The 23,738-nt window shown below is 49.8% G+C and carries 19 protein-coding genes; 6 read left to right on the forward strand and 13 right to left on the reverse strand.

Features of this window, described 5'->3' with window-relative positions:
• Nucleotides 1-66: 66 nt before the first annotated feature.
• The 13 genes from Pla144_RS21880 to Pla144_RS21940 form a co-directional block, all read right to left on the reverse strand.
• Nucleotides 67-1,227, reverse strand: a complete 1,161-nt coding sequence (locus Pla144_RS21880; RefSeq protein WP_146452838.1) for a Gfo/Idh/MocA family protein — start codon at nucleotides 1,225-1,227, stop codon at nucleotides 67-69.
• 9 nt (nucleotides 1,228-1,236) lie between these two features.
• Nucleotides 1,237-2,115, reverse strand: coding sequence for a sugar phosphate isomerase/epimerase family protein (locus tag Pla144_RS21885; protein WP_146452839.1), 879 nt, complete (start codon nucleotides 2,113-2,115; stop codon nucleotides 1,237-1,239).
• Nucleotides 2,116-2,254: 139 nt separating this feature from the next.
• Nucleotides 2,255-3,688 carry a sugar porter family MFS transporter gene (locus tag Pla144_RS21890; protein ID WP_146452840.1) on the reverse strand — a complete coding sequence of 478 codons (1,434 nt, stop codon included), beginning with the start codon at nucleotides 3,686-3,688 and terminating at the stop codon, nucleotides 2,255-2,257.
• Nucleotides 3,689-3,768: 80 nt separating this feature from the next.
• Nucleotides 3,769-5,187, reverse strand: a complete 1,419-nt coding sequence (locus Pla144_RS21895; RefSeq protein ID WP_146452841.1) for an L-fucose/L-arabinose isomerase family protein — start codon at nucleotides 5,185-5,187, stop codon at nucleotides 3,769-3,771.
• Between the two features lie 38 nt (nucleotides 5,188-5,225).
• Nucleotides 5,226-6,092 carry a D-psicose 3-epimerase gene (locus tag Pla144_RS21900; RefSeq protein WP_146452842.1) on the reverse strand — a complete coding sequence of 289 codons (867 nt, stop codon included), beginning with the start codon at nucleotides 6,090-6,092 and terminating at the stop codon, nucleotides 5,226-5,228.
• Complete coding sequence (locus Pla144_RS21905; protein WP_197530926.1) at nucleotides 6,089-6,988, reverse strand: MBL fold metallo-hydrolase; 900 nt, start codon at nucleotides 6,986-6,988, stop codon at nucleotides 6,089-6,091. The genes Pla144_RS21900 and Pla144_RS21905 overlap by 4 nt, the downstream gene beginning before the upstream one ends.
• Nucleotides 6,985-7,668, reverse strand: coding sequence for a bifunctional 4-hydroxy-2-oxoglutarate aldolase/2-dehydro-3-deoxy-phosphogluconate aldolase (eda, locus tag Pla144_RS21910; RefSeq protein WP_146452844.1), 684 nt, complete (start codon nucleotides 7,666-7,668; stop codon nucleotides 6,985-6,987). The genes Pla144_RS21905 and eda overlap by 4 nt, the downstream gene beginning before the upstream one ends.
• Before the next feature lie 12 nt (nucleotides 7,669-7,680).
• Nucleotides 7,681-8,616, reverse strand: a complete 936-nt coding sequence (locus Pla144_RS21915) for a phosphoglycerate dehydrogenase (protein WP_146452845.1) — start codon at nucleotides 8,614-8,616, stop codon at nucleotides 7,681-7,683.
• Entirely contained in the window at nucleotides 8,617-9,186 is a 570-nt protein-coding gene (locus Pla144_RS21920; RefSeq protein WP_197530927.1) for a glucose-6-phosphate isomerase family protein, read from the reverse strand.
• A gap of 16 nt (nucleotides 9,187-9,202) precedes the next feature.
• Nucleotides 9,203-10,186 (reverse strand): shikimate dehydrogenase family protein, encoded by a 984-nt coding sequence (locus Pla144_RS21925; protein ID WP_146452847.1) that lies wholly within the window; start codon nucleotides 10,184-10,186, stop codon nucleotides 9,203-9,205.
• Nucleotides 10,176-11,702: a xylulokinase gene (locus tag Pla144_RS21930; RefSeq protein WP_146452848.1), complete on the reverse strand. Its 1,527-nt coding sequence runs from the start codon at nucleotides 11,700-11,702 to the stop codon at nucleotides 10,176-10,178. Before Pla144_RS21930 ends, Pla144_RS21925 begins: the two co-directional genes overlap by 11 nt.
• An 11-nt stretch (nucleotides 11,703-11,713) precedes the next feature.
• Nucleotides 11,714-12,838 (reverse strand): zinc-binding dehydrogenase, encoded by a 1,125-nt coding sequence (locus Pla144_RS21935; protein ID WP_146452849.1) that lies wholly within the window; start codon nucleotides 12,836-12,838, stop codon nucleotides 11,714-11,716.
• The gene (locus tag Pla144_RS21940) at nucleotides 12,835-13,866 is read right to left on the reverse strand and encodes a Gfo/Idh/MocA family oxidoreductase (protein WP_146452850.1); all 1,032 of its coding nucleotides are present in this window, start codon (nucleotides 13,864-13,866) and stop codon (nucleotides 12,835-12,837) included. The genes Pla144_RS21935 and Pla144_RS21940 overlap by 4 nt, the downstream gene beginning before the upstream one ends.
• Before the next feature lie 462 nt (nucleotides 13,867-14,328).
• Between Pla144_RS21940 and Pla144_RS21945 the strand changes: the two genes are divergently transcribed.
• The 6 genes from Pla144_RS21945 (at nucleotide 14,329) to Pla144_RS21970 (ending at nucleotide 23,687) form a co-directional block, all read left to right on the forward strand.
• On the forward strand, nucleotides 14,329-16,539 hold the full coding sequence (locus Pla144_RS21945) for a PQQ-dependent sugar dehydrogenase (protein ID WP_146452851.1): 2,211 nt from the start codon (nucleotides 14,329-14,331) through the stop codon (nucleotides 16,537-16,539).
• Nucleotides 16,540-16,681: 142 nt separating this feature from the next.
• Nucleotides 16,682-18,259: a sulfatase family protein gene (locus tag Pla144_RS21950; protein WP_197530928.1), complete on the forward strand. Its 1,578-nt coding sequence runs from the start codon at nucleotides 16,682-16,684 to the stop codon at nucleotides 18,257-18,259.
• Nucleotides 18,260-18,380: 121 nt separating this feature from the next.
• The gene (locus Pla144_RS21955; protein WP_197530929.1) at nucleotides 18,381-19,649 is read left to right on the forward strand and encodes an alpha-L-fucosidase; all 1,269 of its coding nucleotides are present in this window, start codon (nucleotides 18,381-18,383) and stop codon (nucleotides 19,647-19,649) included.
• Between the two features lie 256 nt (nucleotides 19,650-19,905).
• Nucleotides 19,906-20,340 (forward strand): endonuclease/exonuclease/phosphatase family protein, encoded by a 435-nt coding sequence (locus Pla144_RS21960; protein WP_146452854.1) that lies wholly within the window; start codon nucleotides 19,906-19,908, stop codon nucleotides 20,338-20,340.
• 788 nt (nucleotides 20,341-21,128) lie between these two features.
• Nucleotides 21,129-21,980 carry a LamG domain-containing protein gene (locus tag Pla144_RS21965; protein WP_197530930.1) on the forward strand — a complete coding sequence of 284 codons (852 nt, stop codon included), beginning with the start codon at nucleotides 21,129-21,131 and terminating at the stop codon, nucleotides 21,978-21,980.
• 156 nt (nucleotides 21,981-22,136) lie between these two features.
• Entirely contained in the window at nucleotides 22,137-23,687 is a 1,551-nt protein-coding gene (locus Pla144_RS21970; RefSeq protein ID WP_146452856.1) for a hypothetical protein, read from the forward strand.
• Nucleotides 23,688-23,738: the final 51 nt, after the last annotated feature.

Raw genomic sequence — 23,738 nt, forward strand, 5'->3', positions numbered from 1 at the left:
AGGAAATTTCGTGAAAATGCAAGTTGCCACATAAGAATTGTGATTGATAAGCCTATTGCAATTTGTCTATGTGACTGCCTCACAACTTCCGTTGTTGGCTGACCTGAGACCAGCTTCAAGCACCTTCATGCAAGCCACTCCATCACGAAAATTTGGTTCGACCGGACAACCAGATGATACTGCTTTGAAGAAATCGACGACGGCGTGAGTGAATTCATGTTCATATCCGATGGTATGTCCGGGTGGCCACCAATTAGAGATATATTCATGGCATGGCTCGGTCGCCAGAATCGTCCGAAACCCCTGCGCTGCCTCGGGGTCGGTGCCGTTGAAATACTCGAGTTCATTCATTCTTTCCAAATTGAATCTGAGTGCGCCTTCGCTTCCGTAGATTTCAAACATATTGTAATTCTTGCGTCCCAAGGCAAAGCGTGAAGCCTCGAATGAACCGAGTGCCCCATTCTCGAACTGAACTGTCATGAAAGCAGCGTCCTCCACAGTGACTTCACCAAGCTCTTCACTTTCCGAATTTCCCTGGAAAGCAGTCGCGTTCGCGGCGGGCAGGGGGCGCTGTGTTACGAATCGCGAAGTCATAGCAGACACGGTTGAGATTTCGCCCACGAGATATCTGGCCAGATCGACACTATGAGAGTTCAGGTCATAGTGAGGTCCTGCTCCAGCGAACTTTGCTTGGAGTTGCCAGGTCAAGGGAAAATTCGGATCAACGATCCAGGATTGGAGATAAGCGCCTCGCCAGTGAAAAATTCGCCCTAGCTTTTTCTCATCGATAAGCTTGCGAGCGAGTCGCACAGCCGGACAACGACGGTAATTGTGATTCAAGCAATGCGTAATTCCAGCGGTCTCGGCAGCTTCAAGCATTCTCTGGGCTTCTTCGGACGAAAGTGCAAAAGGTTTTTCACAGAAGATATGTTTACCAGCTTGAGCAGCTGCAATCACCATATCGTGATGCAAATAGGTCGGGGTTGAAACATCGATCACATCAATGTCGTTACGTTCAATCAATCGTCGCCAATCGGTCTCAACGTCTTCCCATCCCCATCGCTGGGCAAATGTAGATACACGATCCTTCGAACGTCCACAGACTGCTTTAAGGATTGGTTTCGCTTCCATTTCAAAATAAAGCGGGGCGTTGCGCCAAGCCTGGGAGTGCGCTTTGCCCATGAAATTATAGCCAATCAGACCAATTCTAAGTTCTTGTTTTGACATGGTACTTTGCTAATCGGTTGTTTCAGTTTCTACACGCTCTGCAATTCTCCGCAGAACGTCCACACTCTGAGCGACTGCTGCGTCCTCATCGTTATTGTAGTCTGGATGAAGAAAATCGAGTTCCATTGCCAATAACCCCTGGTAGTCGGCCCGTTTCAAAAGTCGTGCCAATTGCAGATTGTCGATAAAACCATCCCCCACAGGTACTGTGGAAAAGAAATACCAGTCGTCTACGGATGCTGCAGCGTTGATCTTCAAATCCTTGATGTGTGTGGCCAGAGTATATGGGGCCAACTTCTCCATCGCTTTAATCGGATCGTCGAGTAAGCGGGCAAAATTTCCCGTGTCCAAATTCAAGCCTAAGTAGGGCGAATCAACCTCCTCAAGCAGCTGGAGAATTTCATCGCCAGTGAAATCTATGTGGTTTTCAATCGCCATCTTTATATCGCAATCCGCTGCGACTTTGACTGCTTTTCGAAACATAGCCACTAGACGTGAGATTTGTTCCTGGTGGTTTTCAAACCGAAATAAGCCGCTTGAGCCAACCACTCGCATTATCTTGGCACCGATTTGATTGGCATGTTGGAAAGAGCCGATCATTTCTTCGTACTCAGTATGATTGGTTCCCCCTTCCAATCCATCTGGATGACCCCATGCATAAACGCGATCGAAGGCATATTCATCTAAGCGGTCTCGGACAGATGATAGGTAGCCCGGATCGTTTTTCTCGGGGATAAAGCACGACTCTAGCGAAACTCCATCCACCTTCAACTCCGAGGCACGGTCGATGAAATCTTCGAGGGTCATTCTCTTTGATGCGGCTTCTTGTTGAGGATAGGCCTCACCAAAGAATCGATGGTAACAGTAGCTGTCGATGCCAATTTTCATAATTTTCGTCTCACAGTAGAGAAATTAAGGTTTGAATAGCGACCGAAGGCGACCTTCGGCACTTATCGCGGCCTGTTGTGCGATTGGAAATTCATTTTGACTTTGCCCCAAACTGTTTCAATACAGCTCCCCTCAAAAGCTACTTATTTGTCCAAGACTGCTCGATTTCTTCTAAAGTGAGGCCCTTCGTTTCGGGCATCACTTTCCAGACAAAGTAGAACTGAGGGATTAACACCGCAGCGAACACAAAAAACATGCCAGCTTCTCCGATTACCTCGCGCGCCATCGGATAAAGTTGGTTGTATACTGCGTCGGTAAGCCATACTGCCAATGACGATATGGCAACTGCTCGACCACGGATGCGGGTCGGAAAAATCTCAGACATCACGACCCACTTGATAGGCCCGATAGAGAAAGCGAAGCAAGCCATGAAGAAACAAATCAGCACGACGAGAATCGCCCCATCGGTTTTACCTTGAGAAAAAAGCAGCCCAATGGTAGCCAGGGCTAAGAAACAGCCCAAATTTCCCCAAAACAAGAGTGGACGCCTTCCCGAAACATCGATCAGCCATATTGCGAGAATCGTGAAGAGCATGTTGACAATCCCAATGGGAACAAACCCTCCCAATGCATCGCCAAAGGTGAAGCCTGCTTTCTCGAGAATACCTGGGCCGTAGTAGAGTATCACCGTGACACCGCTCATTTCCGAGACAATCGAGAGAAATAGTGCAACGAAAAGTGCTTTGCGCAGTCCCGGCTTGAACAACTGAGCAACCGAACCTTCCTCTTGGGCGATTGCGTCGCTTATCTCTTGTATTTCCTTTTCGGCAGTTTGCCGACCACCGACTCTCGCGAGGATTTGATATGCTTCTTCAGTTCGATTCATCTTTGTTAACCACCGTGGACTCTCAGGAATCGTCAGGCAAAGCACGAAGAACAACGAGGCGGGGAAGACTTCTGCAATAAACATTGCTCGCCAGACCTCCTCGACAACCATCCAATGCCACAATCCTTGGCCATCACTAGAGGAACTACTCTCGGAAATGCCTTGTAAAGCTGTGTTGGCAAAGAGGGCGAGACAGATGCCTATCGTGATAGCAAATTGAAAAAGGGTTACCAGACGTCCACGCAAATGCGGTAAAGAGATCTCTGAGATATAGAGTGGACAAATCATAGATGCGATACCTACGCCAACCCCGCCAATCCAGCGCGCGCATATAAGAAAGTTGGCACTGTCAGCGATTCCACAGCCCGCGGCCGAAATCACAAAAAGTAGAGAGGATGCTATCAAGACTTTCTTACGTCCGATTCGATCAGAGATGGGACCAGCAACGGCACAGCCGATCACACAGCCAATCAATGCGGAACTAACAAAAAGCCCCTCTAAGGTGTCGCTAAGTGAAAACTGGGCTTTCACTGCCGTCACTGTGCCAGAGATTACCACCGTGTCATATCCAAACAACAGTCCCCCCAAAGCTGAGACAATGCAGACAAAAGTTAGGAAAAGAGTACTCCCCTTCTCGGGAAGTCCAGCCGAAGTCAACAAACCTGATTCATCCGTAGAGTTGGTCATCGAAATACTTTCTTGTCAGCCTTTCGACCAATTGAAACGTCGAAGTATGAAAAGTGTCTGATTTATGCGGTCTCGTGAAATTATCGATAGAGTTTGGTTTCGAGCCCAAGGATATTAGCTACATGCAAGAGTGCTTCCACATAGTCGCCATAGATTCCATGTATGTGATTGCAAGGGTAAGTTGCCAGGAACTCTTCTGGCTCAACTTGAATCCGTGCGAATGCACAGGGCCATTCGGGTGTTGTTGTAGCACCCTTGGCTAACGATACATTGCGTGGAAATTCGACAAACTCGGCGGGGACAATCGCCAGGTGATAGCGACCATTCTTGCGGGCAAGACGTGCCAAAGTGACTTCTCCTGGCGCAGCAAAGTGGTGTACCGAGGCTCCTCCGGCAGGATAATAAGATACTTCAGGATAAAACGTTACGTTTTTGAGATTTTCAGCAGGATCGTCAGAACGGCCAGCGAAGTAGGTCGCATGCGTGCCTGAGTTAGATAGATACCATACCTGATCTTCCGAGTCGTAATGCCGAACATCGGCAAAGAGAACCGTTTGGCCGGAGAGATGCTTAAATATTTGCATCGTGAGCGCCCCGTCCATATCGGCTTCCGTTGCCGCAACGATTGGTTCGTGTGGGCCCTCCCAGTCATACGGATCGTTGAGAAAAGCTTCTGCAACATCGAGCGTGACAAAAGTGTCCGTCAAATCACCGTGGGCTTTGGTACCGATAAAGTCTAGTTGACGCTCTTCAATAATCTGCCGATAGGCGTGATAGGATGCGATTTGCAATTTCAGCTTTTCAGGAGTCAGCACATGCTGGTCGTACTTGATTTGGCCTACATGCTCGCTAAGCCAAGTGAAACCTTGCTCGATTCGCTCAGGTTTGACCTGATGCGCATAACGCACAACATCTTCCTGTTCGACGTGCTCGACATCAATGCCGAACATCTGCTGCCATTGATCAAGATTGGCTACTGCAGTGTACATTCCCAAAGGCCGTCCGCCAAAGAGCCCGTACGTTAAACCGCGTAGTCTTGAGACAGCCGCTGCCGACTTGAGATACTCGATGACTCGCTCGAGAACGAGCGGATCGTGGATGTCACCCCAAACACGGTGATACTTCCTATCGAGCTGATCCATCGTACCCGCTGAAGCCAGCATTGCCACCATGCCAGGCTCGGACGGATGAAGATTGCAAAAGAGCAAGTAGGGGCCGGGGGCAAAATTCGTAGCGATAGCGCTGAGATGGGGATAACACCAAATCGCGTAATTGAAAATTGTCATCTCACAACCCTGCTGAGCGAGATAACTACTTTCTTCCCGGGCACTCTGAGGGCTCCAAATGACCTGTCGACCTTCAACGACCTCAAACTGGCCGGTTGCTTCGAGCGCTGTTGCAACGGCGCGCTGATACTTCTCGTTGACAGATATTAATTGCTCGTGGATGTACTCGCGGCCATCGGAGAACGTGAGTATTCCAACTTTAACTTTGTTCATGGTATGTCACCCAATCGTAGGCAATTCTAGGGACAGCCTCAGGCCTGCTCGATTTCCTGGCGAACGAACTTGAGAGCACGACCGGCTTCTTCATCTAAATCGAGTCCGTCACGGAGATCTCGATAAACCGAGATATCACGCCCCACCTCACCGCCAGGCATCAGAAATGGTTCCATCGAGATCGCGCCTTGGTATCCAATTTGTTTTATAGCGGCGAATATTTCGTTCCAGGGCATTCTCCCGCGTCCGGGAGCACGTCGATTGGTTTCGCCGATATGAAAATGTCCCAGTCGATCACCGGCAGTAACGATTGCCGCATGAATATCATCTTCTTCAATGTTTAGATGAAAACTATCAAGTAATACCTTGCAGTGGTCGCTCCCTACACGCTCGACATACTCTACGGCTTCGGCGGAAGTGTTCATGATGTATTGTTCGAATCGATTAACTACTTCGACATTGAAGAAGACTTCGCAATCTTCTACTACTTTGATCACTTCGCGCATGCTTTCGACACTGCGGTCAACGAACGCACGCTTGTCCTTATTTCCTGGCAGTTTTCCAGGCCAGGAACTATAGATAATACCGCCGAGTTGCTTTGAACCCATGTATTTCACGGCTTCCGCGCTTTTCTTCAGAAATGCGATACCTGCCCGTCGAACCGAAGAATCTTCACTGGCAATGTCGTACTCGTGAGGCAGTCCGATGCAGTAGGTCAACTCTATGCCCTGCTTATGTGCCTCGGTTTTGAGACGATCACGTTCGGAGTTAGACATTTTGGTTACAGTGCCAGAGTTAACTTCGAGAATGTCAAACCCGAGCTGTTTCACTTTCGAGACAAACGGAACGAAATCGGCATCCCAATCATGCGTCCAGTAGGCGTAATAGATGCCAATCTTATTCATACCCAATTCTCCTCAATGACTTGTGACTGAAGAATGCAAGCACCCCGTGGTGATAAAACGATGATTTGATTTACTTCTGGCCTGAGACAAGTTAATTGCTCGCGACACGCCAGTTTCAAATCATTGAGTTCGATGTCATCTGCTGTGTTGAAATCAAACATACCGAAATGATGGGGAACCAAGTGAGGGATCTCTGCTGCAAGACAAAGATTACGTGCTTCAGTACAGGTCATGTTTCCCGGAATCCCGTGGCTCGTTCGATAGTCGTCTCGACCGTTTACTGGCAATAAAGCAATCTCGATTTGGTGGGGAGCAAGTTCCTCCACCAGTCCTTCGAAAGGGATGGTATCTCCCGAATGATACACAACTCGATCGCCCAACTTTAGTACGTATCCCAGAAAAAAAGACTCCCCGTTTTCATTCAATCTCAAATCTTCGTGTGCTGCTCGGGTTGCTGTGACTGAGATGCCTGGAGCCAAATTGAAGTTCTCGCCGGCGTCGATTCCAATTAACTTCTTCTCGGGAAGCCCCAATCCTTTGGCCTTGAGCATCTCTGACCTCGGAACTAGAAAACGGCAGCTAGAATTGTGGGAAGCAATCTTAGCCAGAGCGTCAGGATCCATATGATCGGAGTGCCCGTGAGTACAGAGAACGAGATCAATTCCTCCCAATTCCTCAGCTTCGATGGGTGGTTCCATGAGTCGAACGTGTGAAAAAGGTTGCCCCCGATACTTCTTGGCCAAGTGATCGGAAAGGTACGGGTCGATCAGCATTCGCAGATTGTCATAACGCAAGGCGAAACCAGCCTGCCCCAGCCAAGCCAAACCAACGGTCCCTGGCTCGAGCTCGGTATTGAACAACCGCTTCACACCCACGTTTAGTTCGGTTTGCTTCAACGCTTTGATCCCGTTGAAGTCTGACGTGAAATAGTTCGTATCTCGGCAATCTGATTTACGGCTTCAAGTGAGCGTTCTTTTATCGCATCCCAACGACCTTCTGCTAGGTCTTGTGGCTTGGCAAGCCAGGATCCTCCAACTGCTGCCACAATATCGAGACTGAGGTAGGACTGAAGCAAGTCGGGACCGATTCCTCCAGTGGGCACGAACTTCACCCCGAGATGTTGAAATGGTCCTGCAAGTGCCCTGAGCATTGCGATACCGCCCATCAATTCCGCTGGAAAGAACTTCAAAATCCTGCATCCGAGTGAAGAGGCCTGCTCGATCTCGCTAGGGGTAGCCACTCCGGGAATAAAAGGCAGTTCAAGTTCCTGTGCTCTTTGGACGACTTTCGGGTTGAAGCCAGGGGCGAGTGCGAACTGAGCACCACACTCCTTGGCAGTTTCCAGATTCTCAATAGTCAACACGGTACCTGCCCCAAGCAAGACTTGGTTGCGTTGACGGCTAATTATTTGAAGGACTTCGCCTGCCGCTTGGGTTCTGAATGTGACTTCCATGACTGGCAGATCACCTGCAATGAGAGCATCGGCCAGTGGAATTGCATGCTCAATCTGGTCAATCGCCAAGACTGGCATAAGTGCATGACGCTGAATCGCTCGAAATATGTCATTAGATTGCACGGGGTGTAGCTCCTATTGGACGACGGGACAGAGTGTTTCGAGGAGATTATCCACGGCCATCTGCACAGCCCGGTCAATACTTTCATGGGTGAAGCCACCGATATGCGGCGTGGCAATCACGCGCGGATGCTTGGCGAGACGATCGCCGATCGGAGGTTCTATTTCAAAAACATCGACAGCAGCAGCTCTGACCTCGGCATTATCCAGTTTGGAAATTAAGGCGTCGATGTCAATCAGATTTGGTCGTGCCGTGTTAATCAAAAAGACACCATGTTTCAACTTCGAGAGAGCGGCACAGTCCAATAGTGCCTCGTCTTCCACCGAAGCTGGGCAGTGCAGTGTGATTGCGTCAGCATTCTCAAAGAGGTGGTCGAGGGAAACAAAACTAAAACGATCTGAGGGTGCATAAGTGGAATCGGGCACTACATCGTAAGCCAATACTCGCATATCAAGTGCAAGTGCGAACTCACAGACTAGACGGCCGATTCGACCACAGCCGACAATGCCCAAGGTCTTCCCTTCCAATTCGATTCCCTGGCGCCGTTCCCACTGGTCAGACTTGATCGCTCGATCACCTGAAGGAATAGCTCGGGCGAGAGAGAGAAGCAAACCTATGGCAAGCTCAGCCACCCCCCGAGCATTGGATCCCTCGGCACGGCAAACCCGAATACCGCGAGATTCGGCGGCAGCCAAGTCGATCCCATCGATGCCTACCCCATTGCGGCTAATTACCTGGAGTTCCGTGGCCGCTGCTAACGCGCGGGCGCTAATCTTTTCAACTCCTGCAAGCATTCCGACACATCCAGGCAAACGCTCGATCAGCTCGTTTTCAGAAGGTTGTTGTCCTGGCGTGGCTAGGATAATTTCATACCCGGCATTTGTCAGAGCCGACAGCGCAGAATGCCCTTGGGACGTAATTGATCGAGGCGTTACTAGAATCTTAGCCACTTACTGGATTACCTCCCTTCCGTCCCGTAGAAGCACTCTTCGCGGAAAGCCTTCGGTGGCAATGTCACCGTAGTTGTGCCCGGCATCAGCAGGCCAAACACAAAACATGGTAAGTGGCTCGCGCCCTGTGTTCACGGATCGATGGGCCCAATAAGGCGGCACATAGACTAGCTGACCTCGTCTCATTCGCTCATAACGAAACTCCCCAACCGACGTCTTCATAAGCATCAGGCCTTCACCCTGAAGGCAAAGATATACCTCTCCCGTGTGGGCGATCGTGTGGTAGTGCCCCTTGGTCATAAAGAACTCCTCGCCAACTACCCCAGGTTGAATCTTGCTGATGCAAAAGAGCAGATGGCCGTATTGCTCAGGGACATGCTTCTCGTAGGTTTCGTAGTGCAATGGATCGTCGCCCTCATCAATAAGCTGCTCAAGGGCTTCATCATCGGCATAGTATCCACTCATGGTGGATGCGCGGCGGATATTATGATTGTCGGGATCGACCATGACAGACTCGGCAAAGTCGATGCTGACGGAAAAGGGCTCAATTAATGTAGTTTCAGTACTCATAGTGCATCTCGAATGGTTAGTTGCGTGTGGAGGCGGCAATTCTTGAAAGCTCTTCAAAGAGCGGTCCGATAGGAGGAATATCGATGTGAAAGACTTCGGCGAGGACCTGAGTCCATCCATGAAGGAAATAGATCCAACCATCCTCAACATGCAAGTTTCTCAGTTGCTTCTGGGCACGCGCCTGATCAAGGAAGACCAAATCCCCACGATAGTTAAAGTCCCAAGCAAATCCTCGCAAGGGAAATTCCACATTGTCGGTAAGCGGCGATCCGAGAGCATCTTTTCCCAATCCAGTCGCATTCACTACGACCGAATGGGGCTTCAGATCTGCCACCAAGCGATCGTTATCCTCATTGGTTGGGCAATGGTGGTATTGGCAAGGGATGTCTGAGTCCAATTCCTGATGAACGTGGAAAATTTCCTTCAGACGCGGTTCACTTCGATCTGTCACCACAATTCGTGCCGGCCTGTTGTCACCTCTTTTTGGACTCATCAAATAAGTCGTCAGCGCGATAGAGGATCCACCAGCTCCAAGCACTAGAATTTCTGCCTCCTTGTTTTGCCAATGTCCGGCTGGCAGAAAGGCCTCAAGAGATAGACCCGAAGTGATCGGATCCTTGGCATGGGCCACCAGCTTTCCACCTTGTTTAGAGATGCAGCTTGCTTCACCGGTCAACTTGGCGAAATGATCGAGTTCGTCAAACAGATCCTGACATGCCTTGAGCAAGTCGATCTTGTGCGTGGTGACGAGAGCACCCAAAGAGTGTTCATCATTCTTGATATGTTCGACCGCACGCCGGTATTGCGGGGGATCGGCATGAAGGGGAAAGTCGATGCCGCGAATCACGGCACCCGATAGTCCCAACGCCTTAGCCCATTTGGGAAACACCTTCATTATCGAAGACTTGCCCGTTGTCACTCCAATAAAGTAGAGAGTGGGACAAGTAGCTACTGGATACTTCCCTTTCGGATCAGAAACGACCGTCGCTTCAGTTTGCATGGATAGTACTCCATCCGTCGAGTGCTTGAATTAATTGTTCATATCGTTTTCGGCGTTGCTGAAAATAGTGCGAGCGATCATGGTTGGGCTGGTAGGTCTTGCCGATGGTAACCCATTGCTCCCCCGCCGAAGGCAAGTCTTCAACAAGTCCCACGCCCCAGGCAGCCAACATGGCGGCTCCTTGGGGAGCACCCTGGGCACCAGCAATTTGAACCACTGGCGCTCCGAGTAGATCGGCCTTCATACGATTCCATAGTTCACTTTTCTCTCCCCCGCCCGTGATGCGAATTTCACGAAAGTCAAAGTCGGGATACAGAGATTGAATAATTTGCTGATAGATGCCATATTCCAGTACCACAGCCTCAAGCATCGCGAGAAACATTTCTTTGCGACTGTGTTTCCACGTCAACCCCACCCAAGCCCCACGCAGATGGGGTTGGCTAGGACAAACTCTACCGCCTAGATGCGGAACGAATATTGGCAGGTCTTCACTAGGCTCTATTTGAGAAGCTTCCTTGTCGAGCTTATCGAGACTCATTGAATCAGAGCTGTTATTCTGCGAAAGAATCTCATCGGCGAACCATTCGAGATTCATTCCTCCACCATTGAGATAGGCAATCGGATGCCAGAGACCAGGTGTCGCTGCGCGACTGCAGGCTAGAGTCCGATTCTTTTTATCTGGGCGGAAGCGATCCGTTGATGTTGCGAAGACCGATGCCGTACCAGCCACATCCACGCAAATACCCGGTTGTGTGGCACCGCAGGCCAAAAAGCTCGCCGTTGAATCTCCGCAGCCAGCCACAATAGGTACGCCACTCTTCAATCCACAACGCCTGGCAGCCGAGCTTGTCAACTCACCAACGATCGCGTGTGAATCAACAATTCTTGATAGTTTCTCCTGTCCTACAGAAAATCGCTCACAAAGTTCGTTGTCCCATTTGGCGCGCCGGTTATCTGCAAAGCCCGAGAAGTGCAGGTAGCTCTTGTCGAGAAAAGCTTCGGAGGCATCCAAACCACAGAGCCGCATCGCTGCATAACCACCTGGTTGAACGAAGGCTCGAATCGAGCGATAAACCTTCTTCTGATTCTCTTTCCACCATAATATCTTTGGGCCGTGGTTGTAACTTGGAGCGCATCCCGTTTTGCGCAGAACTTCGTCGCCTGCAACCAGTTGCATCGACGCGATCTGCGGAGCACATCGGGTGTCGAGCCAGGAATCGTAAGGTGTCACACAGCGGCCATCCGCCCCGACTCCCAAAATGCCTGCCATTTGGCCATCGATCGCGATGCCAGCCGCCTCCTCTTTGGCGACACATGCTTCTGCTATGCACTGCTTGATCGTGTGACATACCGAAGATACTTGCTGCTCAGGATCTTCTTCAACAACTCCAGGTGAAGGCCGACGCAATTGCGAACGCTCAAAAGCTTTGGCCAAACAGCGACCTTCCGGAGTGTACAGAGCAGCCTTTGTGCCCTGGGTTCCGATATCAACGCCGATGACAAATGGGCTTGCCATGAATCCTCTTCCTATGCGCGTCCAGCCGCTTGGCAAGCTGTAGTGTTCTGGCTAGCTTGAGACTGTCGAGCGGAACTCTTTTCAAAAAGCCTCTCTTCCAGGATTGCAACTTTCATCGCCGAACCATTAGTAGCGGATTCATAGGCTAGCTCCAACTCGCTGAGGGGAAACACGTCAGAAACAATCTCAGAAACAGGGATTTTTCCCGAACTTATCAACTCTATCGCCGCACGATAATCCACTGGTGAACCGCCTGTAACTCCGGTGACATAGAGATTCTTGTAATGAATGGCATTCGTATCGAGTCGAACCCCCTCTGCTCCCCGGGGCAGTCCAGCAAACAAGCACAATCGTCCAAAGGGAGCCAATAGACTGAGACCTTCTTGTTGCAATGCAGCCACGGGAGCCGCCGTCATCACTACATCCAATCCACGCCCCTGAGTGAATTCGCTGACCCAATCGGGAACAGAAACCAAGTTGGGGTTTAATACTGTCGAAGCACCCACCTTTGTCGCCAGTTCGAGACGCGTTGCATTAGGGTCGACCATAATGACCTCAGAAGCGCCGAGGACGTTTGCCAACATGAGATGCAGCAATCCCATGGGCCCGGCTCCATAGATCAATATTTGATCACTTTCTTTGACCCGCGTAGCCTGGGCTGCATTGACCACACAAGAAAGGGGCTCGGCCAAAGTGGCATCAAGGGGAGTAACCGAATCAGCAATTTCTATAACATTGCCCTGCGCAATTGCTGCGGAGGGAATCCGAACGTGCGTAGCATGAGAGCCATCGCGATCAACTCCGAATGCAGAATATGTTTGGCACATATTCATTAAACGGCGACTACACATGTCGCAAGTTCCACAGCCGATGTTCGGTGCGACTCCTACGAACATCTCTTCTAAAAATCCGGAGACTCTTGCGCCTAACTTTTCAATGCGACCTACAAATTCGTGCCCCAACGTGATTGTTTGGCCGTCGTGTAGCTTCCGATGTCCGTGACGCATGATCTTAGTATCAGTGCCACAAATCGAAGTGGCCTCAACGCGAATGAGCATTTCGTCCGAGTCAATGTCCGGTAAGGGCACGTCTTCGAAACAGAGTGATTCGCCTTGGGTATATCGGGCCGCTTTCATACTGTTTCACGTTCTCCAATTTCGATCGATTGCCTTTTTAGGATAGATTGATTGGCAGCGACGACAACCTCAACTGCTTTTAAGCCATCAACGCCAGAAACTCGTGGCTGCCTATCTTCGTTGATACACTCGATGAAATGCTTCATCTCACTTTGATAGGCATCCTTGAAAAGATTGCGCCAACTCTTGACCGCTCTGCCGATCACCTTCCCATCGCAGAGCACCTCGGTTAGCCCATGCTGCTCAATCGAGCCAATGACGAGCACACCATTTTCACAGAGAATTTCCATCCGGGCATCGTAGCCATAGTGGCAGGGGCAGGTGCCATTAACCGTACCAATGGCTCCATTGGTGAATCTCACGGTCGCGACGGCGTTGTCGTAGAAATCGGGCCATTCTTCTTTTGCATCGAGGCACTTGAAGTTCTCAGCTTCAGCATAGACACGCGTGAACTCGCTATCAGCCAGCCAGCGAATAGAGTCAAAGTCATGGCTGTTTACTTCCGCCAATATCCCGTTACTTTTTTCCAAATTGTATATCCAAGGTGGAGGCAATCCCGGACCACGTCCTGTAGAGCGAATTACCATTACCCGACCAAGCTTCCCCGAGTCGAGTAGTTCCTTTGCTTTCAAATAACTCTCATCGAATCGCCGCATGAAACCGATTTGCAATTTCACATCGTTGACCTTGACCGCCTCATTGATTGCCAGGCATTCGTCAATCGAAATAGCCATCGGCTTTTCAAGAAAAACATGCTTGCCCTGATTGGCAGCTTCACATGCGATTTCACGATGTAGAAATGTAGGAGTGACGATTACCACGGCATCAACTTCAGCATGCCTTACAGCCTCGCGATAGTCTGCAAACCTCAAGTCAACATCTAGTTCATCTCCACACTGATTAAGAGTGCTTGGATTCGAATCACAAACTGCCACCAAATCAGCACCCTTGAGCCGATCGCGGAGATTACGAGCGTGCAGCAATCCCGCCCGTCCTGTCCCTATCAAACAAAATCGAATGCTATTCATTTTCTAGCCGCTCACTCTCCAAAGCATTGATTGCATAAGAAACGCCGAGGCAGACGAAAACCGGCGAAAGCCAATCCGCCCAGACCTAAGCCAATAACCATAATGACATAACATAATTACATCCGCTCTTTGTGTCAACAGCCTCAAATAGTTCAGGTCTTATCAATAGGCCCGTAAATGGTCAGTATTTGTGACAGACAGTGCCGTTATCCAGGTTATTGTCTTTTCATAAGCAGCTCCTTTCAATCTATCTGCCGTCTCAGGGAGCCAGAACGTGGTCAAAATAACTCTATGCAAGTCATTTTAGTTTATTGATATGACCTATTGACAGGTTATTGTGTTTTGTCTCCGATAGATTATTCTGAATGTGTCTAATTCCTGCCTTTTTCTTGTTTGCTCTGCCAAAATCGGCATAGAGGAAGCCTCGTCCCAAATCCTGCATCTCATGAAAGTGACAAATCCATGATATTTCCCGATTCCTCCAGGCCGTTTATAAAATCGATATTTGACTCTTCACTCGTCTTGCTTCTATTGATGGTAGTACGTACGCACGTACGAGCCGATTTGCTACCCGATATCTTGCGCGGGGATATTACAGTCGAGCTGGAGCTTGTCGCATCGGGGCTAGGGGGCTCGGTGAACGGAGTGACCCAGAGCATGCCTACCGACCTCGTTCCCTTTCCTGATGGGAGCGGTCGCTTGGCTATTGCCACATTGGGTGGTCTAGTCCGGGTTCTTGACGGACAGGGAGCATTAGTTGCTTCACCTTTTCTCAACTCGACTAATCCAAAAACCTACACACAACCTACATTTGGCATGACGGGATTCGCATTTCACCCTGATTATGCTCTGACGGGATCACTAGGTTTCGGGAAATTTTATACACTTTCGACAGAAAGTCCGGGGAGCGCGCCGGCAACGTTCTCCGATACTGTTACTACGGGGTCTGGACTCCATGATGCGGTCATCACCGAGTGGACAGATGCTTCGGTTGTGGATAACGTCTTTTCTGGTTCGCAACGTGAGCTAATGCGGATTGCGGAACCCGATGGTTCTCACAATTTGAACGACCTAACTTTCGATACTGCGGGATTACTTTACATTCCCCTCGGTGATGGCGGTTTTCGCGTCGATGTGCCGACCCAGCAGAGTGTCATTTTTGGAGACAACGCACCAGACTTGACAAAGGTATTCGGCAAAATTTTGCGGATTGACCCTCTCGAACCTGCTCCTGGCGATCCCCAGGCGAGCGCAAATGGTGCATATCGTATCCCTGCGGGACAAGCCCTCCCTGGGGCCCTTCCCGAAATCTACTCATACGGCCACCGCAATCCCTATCGACTTAATTTTGACCGTCAAACGGGTGATCTCTATGTCGGGGAAGTGGGGCAGTTCCAAATAGAGGAGGTAAACCAAGTCTTCCAGGGTGCCAACTACGGCTGGCCTGCCAAGGAGGGGACTTTCCTTTTTGACCGCACGGACGGAAATGGTGTTCAGCCAGATATTGACGTCAACGACAATGGAATCGGAGACGTGGCAGAAATGAATGGCTTTATCGAACCCGTCTTTGAATACGATCACACCGAAGGAGTTTCGGTCACTGGGGGCTTTGTCTACCGCGGCAGTGCGATTCCTCAGCTTCAAGGGAAATATATTTTTGGTGACCTAGTAGCAAGTCATGGAATTTGGTACGGCGATCTAACAACTGGCCTGATCCAAAAACTCAAGTTCGCTCCAGGTAGCGGCGGACTAAATCAATTGATTAGTATAGGCGAAGATCAAGATGGCGAGCTCTATGCAATCGGAAGATCTGGTGGTGATGGCCAAGTCCTAAGGATTTCGCCAGCGCCTGCTCCTGAGCCTAGTCAACCAAAATTTATCCAAGCACATCCATTCGCAGCACCGGCTGATGGAAATGTGTATCTCTATATCGACGATCTAGGAGGCGCCCAGGACAGCACCTATGTTGCAATCAACACCGGCATCACAATAACGAATGGCAATGAGTACGAAATTGTTGCAGCAGTAGGTTATGCTAATGGCGAAGTCTTAGCCAACCAAAGCATTCAAGCCTGGGGTACCCCAGACGGAACTCTTGGTAGCCGGGAGTTCATAGGCCAAACATTTTCGACTGCAACATCCTGGATTGATCCGCTGGAAGGTGAATGGACCAATAATCGTGTTTCGTTCACCGCTGATAGTGGCCAGAGTGGAGAGGAATTAATCATTCTGATTACCAACTACTCTGGAGATCCGCCTGGAACGATTGGCACTGCCTACTGGGACAACTTTCGCGTATTTGAAGAGGGAAGCTTGGTGTTTCAGGACGGCTTCGAAATCGGTTTATCGCCTGGGCAGGAGGCGGAGGTAACCGACGCTGGTTGGGACCTTGGTAATTCCTCGCTTGCAAATAGCGGCTTGGCTGCTCCGCTGCTCGTACCCGGCGACTTTAATGCCGATGGAATCGTGGACGGAGCAGATTTCCTGGCATGGCAACGCGGCCAATCGAGTAGCCCACTTAGCGAGACCGATTTGATAACCTGGCAAGCATTTTTCGGGACACCAGCCAACCCAATCCACTCTGCCCAAAGCAAAGTGCCCGAACCTTCTGCTGCAATCGTGTCGTTATTGGGCATTGCAATTTTGGGACTTTTTAGAAAAGCCCGTGCGTGAATTTACTTTCGAAATAATTATCGGTTTTGCGCCGAATGCTCCTCTACTCATGTGAGTACGAAACAATTTAATTCCGAAGGTTTTTCTAGACCATTTTTAACTAATGAGGCGTGCTATCAGCGCATGTGGTGGAAGATTGAGTATGTCGACGGCAAAGAAAAACTCACGAAGATTGAACTTTTCCGACATACTGCAGGGAGCAGGCTCGGTCCAATTAGGCATCTACGCTTGTTTAATTGCGGTCATCTTCCCTTCTTTCTCGTTGTATGGAGAGCAGAGACGGCTACCAAACATCGTTATGATTCTCGCGGATGATATGGGGTGGGGCGACGTCAGCGCGTTTAATAAACAGGCAGCATTCAAAACGCCGCATATCGATCACCTGGCCAAACAGGGGTGCAGTTATCTCAATGCCTATACGCCGGCGTCGGTGTGCAGCCCGACGCGATATGGATTGCTTACTGGTAGGTATCCCTGGCGGACGCGCATGCAGCAAGGTGTTTTGTATCACTATGATCCCGCCCTGATATCACGCGAGCGTATGACAGTCGCTTCAATGTTGCAGGAGAAGGGTTATGCGACTGCATGCATAGGTAAGTGGCACCTGGGGCTGGATTGGCAGCCCACAGAGGGGGATCCAGGTGACTGGGAGGCCGGGCAAATGATTCGATATGCCGATATGAACCGCATCGCGAAGCGTATTGATTTCAATCGACCTATCACAAATGGACCGACTCACATCGGGTTCGATTATTTCTACGGCACGGCGCATCAAGGTGCCGATCATGTCGTGATCGAAAACGACCGCAGAATTCCCGGTGTGAGTCTTGCGCCGGGCGAGCACGACGACATCTTCGTCGAAAAGGCCGTCAGTTTCATGTCGGACATGACGTCGCAAGACAGCGATAAACCGTTTTTGCTGTATCTTGCATTGGGCGCTCCTCATGTTCCACTGGTTGCACCGAAGCGATTGCAAAACAAGAGCGGACTTGGTCGACGCGTAGATATGTGTCTCTGGGTAGATGAGAGCGTCGGTCGTATCGACTCAGCCCTTGATAGGCTTGGAATCGCCGAGGACACCTTAGTAATCTTTGCCAGCGACAACGGAGCTGCCGACCCTTCGCGTTTTGGTAACGAAATTAATCATCGTCCCTCCGGACCATACCGCGGGTTCAAGACCGATGTGTGGGAGGGAGGATTCCGTATCCCCTTCGTTCTCAGGTGGCCGGGAAAAGTGCGCGAGGGAACTGTCAGTTCGCACTTACTATGCTTGACCGACGTCATGGCGACGCTAGCTGCCGTGGTAAATGCTGAATTGCCCGAATGGTCGGCCGAAGACAGCATCAATCAGTTACCAGCATTGTTAGAGGATGTTGACTCTTCGCCTCGAGATCACGTTATTCTCCAGTCATACGCTGGCGTCATGGCGATTCGCGACGAACGTTGGAAGCTTATTCTAGGTACCCATGGCTCCGGTGGACATCAGAGCATTACTCCCGGTTGGCAACCGGTCTATCGTGGGTGGGACCGCACAACCTCAATCCGAATCGGTCAGCTGTATGATCTAATATCCGATCCCTACGAACTTTACGATCGCTTCGAGAACGAATCGGAAATGGTCAACCGCTTGCGATCGCAATTAGAGCGAGCAGAACTCACTGGGCGAACATTTCCGTACCCTATTAGATATTATGAGAGCATGGCACCCTTTCCCAAATAAACTCATGAATCGGCGGAATTTCCTAAGGTCCTCAATAGCAACTGGTCTCAATGTAGCTGGGCTTTCATCGACGATAGCTTATGCCAATAACAATCTGTCTTCGGAGCTCGATCTCCAGTTATTGAGTGAAATTGATAATCCCCGTCCGGCTGCAAACCAACTCGCCTGGCAGGATTGTGAATTGGGAATGTTCTATCATTTCGATATCCCCATCTTTAAGCCCGGTTGGGATTGGCGTACTTTTGAAGGTCTTCCGACGCCGCAGGACTTCAACCCAAAAGAACTAGACACGGACCAATGGCTCGAAGCAGCCAGAGCAATCGGAGCACGCTACGCGGTGCTAGTCGCAAAGCACTGCAGCGGGTTCCTGACATGGCAGTCAGACATTTATCCATACGGCGTCAAACAGGCGAAATGGCGTGACGGTCATGGTGACATCGTTGCAGATTTCATTGCTTCCTGCTGCAAATTTAATGTCCGACCAGGCATATACGCATCAGTCTCTGCCAATTGTTATTGGAATGTAGACAATCCAGGGCTAGTAAATCGTGGCCGCGGAGGTGATCCAAAACACCAAGCTGAGTACGTTCGTTCGCAGGAGCGTATGCTTGAAGAACTCTGGGGGCGTTATGGAGAGCTATTCTATATTTGGTTCGATGGAGGTGTTCTAGCTCCAGAAGATGGCGGGCCAGATATTGTTCCTATGTATGAGCGGTTGCAGTCAAACGCAAACGTATTCCAGGGGCCTCGTGCCACAACCCGATGGGTTGGCAACGAAGAAGGAGTTGCCGATTATCCATGCTGGGCAACGGTCTCTCAGCTTAACGAGAACGGGATGGGTAGCCCTAATGGAACGATTTGGCAGCCTGGCGAATGCGATGTGCCAATCCGGGAAAACGGTTGGTTTTGGGAAGACGACCAGGAAAATACCATCCATTCTCTCGAATCACTAATGGATATGTATTATCGTTCTGTAGGTCACAACTGCAATCTCCTAATAAATGCCAACCCCGATACTCGTGGATTAGTACCAGAGGCTGATATGAAGCGATATTCAGATCTTGGAAAAGAGATCCGAACACGTTTCAATACACCAGTTGCTCGCATCGCAGGACGAGGGGATTGTCACATTTTGATGTTTCCTAAACCGCAATGTGTTGAACATGTATGGGTCATGGAAGACATTCGCTACGGTGAGCGCATTCGGGCTTATAATATTGAAGCATTGACTCCGAATAGCGGTTGGCAGCAGATCGTTTTCGGAACGTCTGTTGGACACAAGCGCATACACCGTTTCAAACCGGTTCAAGCTAAGAAGCTTCGAATGAATGTGACAAAAGAAACTTCCACCCCAGTATTACGCGATTTTTCTGCGTTTAGTGCATTATGAAGGGTAAGCAGAACATTTTCCGCTCCAGACTTCTGTCCTTTCTATCGTTCGTAATTGAAGCGATTACTAATAGTGGGCGAACGTGCCCGAAGTGGAGAATTGACAATTCATTTTTAAGGGACTTGATTAAGTATAATGTTGAACTTTCCGGAGATCCTGGAATTATATTCAAGCGGCACGCACCATGCTTAGAATTCTTGAGCCTTGCAAGTGATCAAAACTTCTACCAATACCAAAAGTATAAGGCGTATTTGCCATGCTGCGAATGTCTTTGATAGTTATTGCATTTCTACTGGAATTGCAGACAAGCTCGATTTATGCGGACCCGTCGAACCCGCCTCGACTGAGTGTGTTGACGTACAACATCCATCATGGTCAGGGCACTGACGGGCATTTCGACTGTCCACGACTGGCAAGAGTCATCCTGGACTTAGAGCCCGATGTAGTTGCTTTGCAGGAAGTAGACCGAAAGACCACACGCGCCTCAGGTGTCGATCAAGCTGCCCACTTGGCGGAACTAACGAAGATGCAGTACGCATATGGCTGCACGATGCATAACGCTGGAGGCGAATATGGTGAAGTGATTCTCTCTCGTTTTCCTATCGAACAGGTCTGGGTCCACTCACTTCCTTACCCTTTCGGACAGGAACCCCGAACGGCGATTGCCGAAAAAAGTAACACATTCCAATAGATTGCTCCCGTACGTCTTTGTAGGTGCCCACCTGTGTCATCAAAGTAGCGAAACCCGCTTGGAGCAGACGAAACAAGTGAACCAGCCATTTTCTGGCATAGACGGGCCCTGGAAAGTTGGGGAGGACATAATTCCTCCTAACGATGTGACCTCGGACCATCGACCGGTATTGGGGGTTTCGGAGTGAAGCGAGAAATTGGCACATCTTGGCGTTGCAATCGCATGACTATTCGGCTCTTCACCAGGATTGCCCCACTTATTCTGGGGAGGGGGCTTTTGAATGCGCTCATTTGAAACGGATCTTCTCAAAATCATCAGGTTTCCTTCGAGCGATCCTTCAAATTCCTTCGGATACACAGAAATCCAATTCCATGCCTCTTTCTGATCTCTTCGACAGCATGACATTAAGACACGCGCTTTTCCCAGTTTCACCTTCTCAGTGAACCCCAAATCCCTACCAGTGGCCAAAAACAACATATGATATGTTAGTCCGTACTTTCATCCATAAGCAAGCTGTGATGCCATTATTGGCCACTTTCGCCGTCAAGAATATAATTCTTAGATTTCTCTATATATTGCTTGACATATGCATTATTCCATATAAAATCAGGGTTAGAAAAACGCTCATCTCAGTAAAGATCATGTCATTATGTTTTAATGCATTAGTTGTCGTCTCTGAGGTGCAGCGTGGAGGAGCTTTTGTTGCTTTTTTCCTTTTCCGCTGGCCAATGGGTGTTAAACCATTTTCACCTGGCCGTCAGCCAGTACCTAATCTAGGGGATGTTCTAATGATTCGATTTCTGTTTGCTTTGTTAGCGGTAATTGTTTGGTCAGTTTCTCTTGCTGACACCAGTGAGGCAACTCTTGTCACACACTTGGAGTTCGAGGGTAATACGGTAGATAGCACGGGAAACATTGCTTACACCAGCACACCAGGTGCATATGTATCTGGGCCAACCGGGTTTGGGCAGGCAATGAGCTTTGAGAAGGCGAATAGCAATGTTGTCTATGCAGAGGGTGTTGGCGGCGCAATGGCGTCTGTGACCTCAGAAGTTACCATAGCTTTGTGGGCATATGGCTCTAGCCTACTACCTAGTACTGGGGATCCGACTGTCCTCTTTAGTGCAAATGATGACCAGGCAGAGATTGGTGCTCAGTGGAGTCGGATTAGCTTGCAGTACCCTTACGATTCTGCAAATGACTACGTGTTCTATGATACCTGGGACGAGAGTGGAGCATTTGACAGGGCCTACAAATACGCAGGGGATAACCAGTTTTACAAAGATGGCTGGCATCATATTGCGTTTGTCAAGAATACGACTGCAAGCGATGCAAGTGCCACAGACGCGCGCATGAAAATCTATGTTGATGGCAATCTGTGGATGAACACTTTTGAAAATCCATATGGCGGTGGTGATGGCACAGGGCTTCTGTCCGACATTGACAACATCTATTTAGGTGCCGAGAAACAGTATTGGAACTACTGGGACGGACTAATCGACGACTTCCGTATCTATGACTCTGAGTTATCCCAAGCTGAAATTCAGGCCCTCATGACTACAGTCCCAGAGCCTACTTCGCTAGCCTTCATGGTAATGAGTTGTGTTTCGCTTTTGGGGATACATCGGCATATAGTTTGAGGATTGTCACTTGGAAAGAAATTGAGACCGACACTTTTACTTGATGTTGCAGGGTTAATCCGCTGCCTGCTTTGGGGCAGGGCAGGTGGCGTTTTTATCGGAAGAGAACCAACTTTTATTGGGTTTTTTCGAAAATAATTCATAGGAGTCTAAGGAATGAAAAAGCTAATTTTTGCCACTTCGTTAGCCTGTGCGGCGGCGCTCACAAACTATGCTCAGGCCTTTAATCAGACTAACCCTCTTGCTGGGCCGGCTGACGGAGATGCGTTTCTGTTCATCGATGACCTGGGTGGAGGAGAGGACGGTACTTTCGTGGCCGTCAATACTGGGATTATTCTCGAAGACCTGGGTTTCTACACGATTACTGCTGCTACAGGCCACGCGGCAGGTCAAACTCTGGCGAATCAGAGCATCCAGGCTTGGAGTACACCCACGACAGGTCTTGGCGACATTGATGACCGTGAATTCATCAGCCAGGCGTTCACGACTTTTGGCTCTTGGACCGACCCTGCAGAAGGCGAGTGGGCCGATAATGAACTCTTTTTCGTGGGAGGTGCTGACAATGCGGGTGAGGAATTGATTTTGCTTCTCACTAATTTTTCCTTTAGCCCCCAGCCTGGAAGTGAGAATGCTGCGGACACGGGGGTCGCCTACTGGGATAATTTCCGTGTGCAGGCTGACACTGGCGCTGGAAACCAACTCGTTTGGTCGGATAGCTTTGAGATTGGACTATCACCTGGGTCACAAGGAGAAGTCACCGATGCTGGCTGGAAAATGGGCAATACAACTTTGGAAGGGAGTGGAATTGGAACTCAAACCATTGTCCCGATTGCACCACTTCCCCCACCTCCGGGCCCTCCACCAATTTACAATTTTGACCAGAACAATCCTCTGGCTGCCCCCGCTGACGGCGACTCTATGCTGTTTATCAACGACCTGGATGGCACAGCAGATAACTCTTTCGTTGCGATCAACACAGGTATCATTATCCAAGACATTAGCAGCTATGAGATTAAGGCGGCCACTGGGCATGCTAACGGCGAGGTTCTCGCCAACCAGAGTATTCAGGCATGGGGTACCCCAACTACTGGCGTAGGTGATCTCGAGGATCGTGAGTTCATTACTCAAGCTTTCTCTGGAGATGGGTCGTGGAATAATGCCGCCGAAGGTGCCTGGGCTGAGAATGAAGCCTTCTTCATCGGCAGCCCTACCAATGCCGGCCAGGAATTAGTGATCCTTTTATCCAACTTCACGTTTGCCAATGGGGACCCAGGGGATGTTGGCGTTGCTTTCTGGGATAATTTCAGAATTCTGGAAGACGGCAATGAAGTGTGGAGCGACAGTTTTGAAATCGGCTTGGCTCCGGGTGAAGATGCTGAGGTAACTGATGCAGGTTGGACTCGTTTGAGTGCCTCAGTGACAAATAGTGGCGTGGTCGCCGCAATTGATCTTTCGGCAGATTTTAATGGGGATCTACGTGTAGATGGCGCGGACCTTACTAAGTGGCAAGCTGACTTCGGCGTCAATGACGGATCCGATGCCGACGGCGATGGTGATACCGACGGGAAAGACTTCCTCATTTGGCAAAGGCAAATCGGCCTAGGGAAATCACCTCCTGTCCCTGTGTCAGCAGTTCCTGAACCAAGCTCATGTTTGCTCGCCTTTTTGGCAAGTTTCTGCACTCTGAACGCTGGTAAAAGGAGATAACAGCCAGAGGATCGTTGATATCTTATGGCTCTAGTTTGCGCCTATTGAGTA

The organism is Bythopirellula polymerisocia (assembly GCF_007860015.1).
Classification (GTDB): Bacteria; Planctomycetota; Planctomycetia; order Pirellulales; family Lacipirellulaceae; genus Bythopirellula; species Bythopirellula polymerisocia.

What these genes read in the sequence shown, in the direction of transcription:
- Pla144_RS21900 (WP_146452842.1), bottom strand. Translation starts at nt 6,092, where the DNA reads ATGAATAAGATTGGCATCTATTACGCCTACTGGACGCATGATTGGGAT.
- Pla144_RS21885 (WP_146452839.1), bottom strand. Translation starts at nt 2,115, where the DNA reads ATGAAAATTGGCATCGACAGCTACTGTTACCATCGATTCTTTGGTGAG.
- Pla144_RS21945 (WP_146452851.1), top strand. Translation starts at nt 14,329, where the DNA reads ATGATATTTCCCGATTCCTCCAGGCCGTTTATAAAATCGATATTTGAC.
- Pla144_RS21895 (WP_146452841.1), bottom strand. Translation starts at nt 5,187, where the DNA reads ATGAACAAAGTTAAAGTTGGAATACTCACGTTCTCCGATGGCCGCGAG.
- Pla144_RS21965 (WP_197530930.1), top strand. Translation starts at nt 21,129, where the DNA reads ATGATTCGATTTCTGTTTGCTTTGTTAGCGGTAATTGTTTGGTCAGTT.
- Pla144_RS21890 (WP_146452840.1), bottom strand. Translation starts at nt 3,688, where the DNA reads ATGACCAACTCTACGGATGAATCAGGTTTGTTGACTTCGGCTGGACTT.
- Pla144_RS21935 (WP_146452849.1), bottom strand. Translation starts at nt 12,838, where the DNA reads ATGAAAGCGGCCCGATATACCCAAGGCGAATCACTCTGTTTCGAAGAC.
- Pla144_RS21930 (WP_146452848.1), bottom strand. Translation starts at nt 11,702, where the DNA reads ATGGCAAGCCCATTTGTCATCGGCGTTGATATCGGAACCCAGGGCACA.
- Pla144_RS21970 (WP_146452856.1), top strand. Translation starts at nt 22,137, where the DNA reads ATGAAAAAGCTAATTTTTGCCACTTCGTTAGCCTGTGCGGCGGCGCTC.
- Pla144_RS21950 (WP_197530928.1), top strand. Translation starts at nt 16,682, where the DNA reads ATGTCGACGGCAAAGAAAAACTCACGAAGATTGAACTTTTCCGACATA.
- Pla144_RS21920 (WP_197530927.1), bottom strand. Translation starts at nt 9,186, where the DNA reads ATGAGTACTGAAACTACATTAATTGAGCCCTTTTCCGTCAGCATCGAC.
- Pla144_RS21925 (WP_146452847.1), bottom strand. Translation starts at nt 10,186, where the DNA reads ATGCAAACTGAAGCGACGGTCGTTTCTGATCCGAAAGGGAAGTATCCA.
- Pla144_RS21940 (WP_146452850.1), bottom strand. Translation starts at nt 13,866, where the DNA reads ATGAATAGCATTCGATTTTGTTTGATAGGGACAGGACGGGCGGGATTG.
- Pla144_RS21880 (WP_146452838.1), bottom strand. Translation starts at nt 1,227, where the DNA reads ATGTCAAAACAAGAACTTAGAATTGGTCTGATTGGCTATAATTTCATG.
- Pla144_RS21960 (WP_146452854.1), top strand. Translation starts at nt 19,906, where the DNA reads ATGCTGCGAATGTCTTTGATAGTTATTGCATTTCTACTGGAATTGCAG.